General features: G+C 53.3%; 1 rRNA gene. It reads right to left on the reverse strand.

Going from position 1 to position 2,881, the window contains the following annotated elements:
- Positions 1 to 48: 48 nt before the first annotated feature.
- Positions 49 to 2,872, reverse strand: a 23S ribosomal RNA gene (locus LB529_RS28900).
- Positions 2,873 to 2,881 lie beyond the last annotated feature (9 nt).

Consider the following 2,881-nt stretch of genomic DNA (forward strand, 5'->3'; position numbering starts at 1 on the left):
ATGGCGACAATCCTTCGGATTGCGCCTTGATGGATATAAGTAATGAGAACGATCAAGCCTATCGAACTATTAGTACCGGTAAGCTTCAAGCGTTGCCGCTCTTCCACACCCGGCCTATCAACGTGGTCGTCTTCCACGGTTCTCAGGGAATACTCGTTTCAAGGTGGGTTTCCCGCTTAGATGCCTTCAGCGGTTATCCCGTCCGGATATAGCTACCCTGCAATGCGGCTGGCGCCACAACAGGTCCACCAGAGATCCGTCCATCCCGGTCCTCTCGTACTAGGGACAGATCCTTTCAATATTCCTACACCCACGGCAGATAGGGACCGAACTGTCTCACGACGTTCTGAACCCAACTCACGTACCGCTTTAAATGGCGAACAGCCATACCCTTGGGACCTGCTCCAGCCCCAGGATGCGATGAGTCGACATCGAGGTGCCAAACAACCCCGTCGATATGGACTCTTGGGGGTCATCAGCCTGTTATCCCCGGCGTACCTTTTATCCGTTGAGCGATGGCCCTTCCACGCGGGACCACCGGATCACTATGACCGACTTTCGTCTCTGCTCGACTTGTCAGTCTCGCAGTCAGGCAGGCTTATGCCATTGCACTCAGCGAACGATTTCCGACCGTTCTGAGCCCACCATCGCGCGCCTCCGTTACTCTTTAGGAGGCGACCGCCCCAGTCAAACTACCCACCATACATTGTCCCGGACCCGGATAACGGGCCGCGGTTAGACATCCATAGTGATAAGGGTGGTATTTCAAGGGTGGCTCCACCTGAGCTGGCGCCCAGGCTTCAAAGCCTACCACCTATCCTACACATGCCACTACGAATGCCAATGTAAAGCTATAGTAAAGGTGCACGGGGTCTTTCCGTCTAACCGCAGGAACCCCGCATCTTCACGGGGAATTCAATTTCACTGAGTCTATGCTGGAGACAGCGGGGAAGTCGTTACGCCATTCGTGCAGGTCGGAACTTACCCGACAAGGAATTTCGCTACCTTAGGACCGTTATAGTTACGGCCGCCGTTTACTGGGGCTTCGATTCAGAGCTTGCACCCCTCCTCTTAACCTTCCAGCACCGGGCAGGCGTCAGACCCTATACGTCGCCTTGCGGCTTCGCAGAGCCCTGTGTTTTTGATAAACAGTCGCTACCCCCTGGTCTGTGCCACCCTCCTCTGCTTGCGCAGAAAAGGGTCACGCTTCTTCCGAAGTTACGCGTGCAATTTGCCGAGTTCCTTCAGCATAGTTCTCTCAAGCGCCTTGGTATACTCTACCTGACCACCAGTGTCGGTTTCGGGTACGGTCTATAAGGAGGAGCTATTTCCTGGAACCACTCCGCTGCCCTTTCAATCCGATAAGATTGGACAACTTGTGTGATCCGTCACTACCTCCAGGCCCACGAATATTAACGTGGTTCCCATCGACTACGCGTTTCCGCCTCGTCTTAGGGGCCGGCTAACCCTGCTCAGATTAACTTTAAGCAGGAACCCTTGGTCTTTCGGCGGGGGAGTCTCTCACTCCCCTTACGTTACTCATGTCAGCATTCGCACTTCTGATACCTCCACCGCCCCTCACGGGTACGGCTTCATCAGCTTACAGAACGCTCCGCTACCGCTCGTGATTGCTCACGAACCCTAAGCTTCGGTGTATGGCTTTAGCCCCGTTACATTTTCGGCGCAAAGACCCTTATTTAGACCAGTGAGCTGTTACGCTTTCTTTAAATGATGGCTGCTTCTAAGCCAACATCCTGGTTGTTTTGGGATCCTCACATCCTTTCCCACTTAGCCATAACTTGGGGACCTTAGCTGTAGGTCAGGGTTGTTTCCCTTTTCACGACGGACGTTAGCACCCGCCGTGTGTCTGCCGACTAGTACTCCCAGGTATTCGGAGTTTGGTTAGGTTTGGTAATCCGGTGAGGACCCCTAGCCCATCCAGTGCTCTACCCCCTGGGGTATTCGGTCGACGCTCTACCTAAATAGATTTCGCGGAGAACCAGCTATTTCCGAGTTTGATTGGCCTTTCACCCCTAGCCACAAGTCATCCCGAACTATTGCAACAGTTATGGGTTCGGTCCTCCAGTAAGTGTTACCTTACCTTCAACCTGCTCATGGCTAGATCACTCGGTTTCGGGTCTAATGCGACGAACTGAACGCCCTGTTCAGACTCGCTTTCGCTGCGCCTACACCTACCGGTTTAAGCTTGCTCGTCACACTAAGTCGCTGACCCATTATACAAAAGGTACGTGGTCACCCTTGCGGGCTCCCACTGTTTGTAGGCAATCGGTTTCAGGTACTCTTTCACTCCCCTTGTCGGGGTGCTTTTCACCTTTCCCTCACGGTACTAGTTCGCTATCGGTCATGCACGAGTACTTAGGCTTGGAAGGTGGTCCTCCCAATTTCAGACAGGATTTCACGTGTCCCGCCTTACTCGAGGACGATTGATCGCATTACGCGTACGGGGCTGTCACCCGCTATGGCCCTACTTTCCAGAAGGTTCCGCTTGTCTCTCAATCGCCACTGGCCTGGTCCGGGTTCGCTCGCCACTACTTCCGGAGTCTCGGTTGATGTCCTTTCCTACGGGTACTTAGATGTTTCAGTTCCCCGCGTTCGCCACTTTATCCCTATGTATTCAGGATAAGTTACCTATTAGCGATACTTGGAAACCACAGCAGCAAGACGGCGCGATCCGAAGGATCGTCGCATCCCTGCTGCTCTGATTTTCCAAGTACCTTAGGTGGGTTTCCCCATTCGGAAATCTACGGATCAAAGGGTATTCGCACCTCCCCGTAGCTTATCGCAGCGTATCACGTCCTTCATCGCCTGTGCATGCCAAGGCATCCACCAATTGCCCTTAAGACACTTGATCGTTCTCATT

Source organism: Mesorhizobium sp. CA5, from assembly GCF_020165105.1.
In the GTDB taxonomy this organism is placed as follows: Bacteria; Pseudomonadota; Alphaproteobacteria; order Rhizobiales; family Rhizobiaceae; genus Mesorhizobium.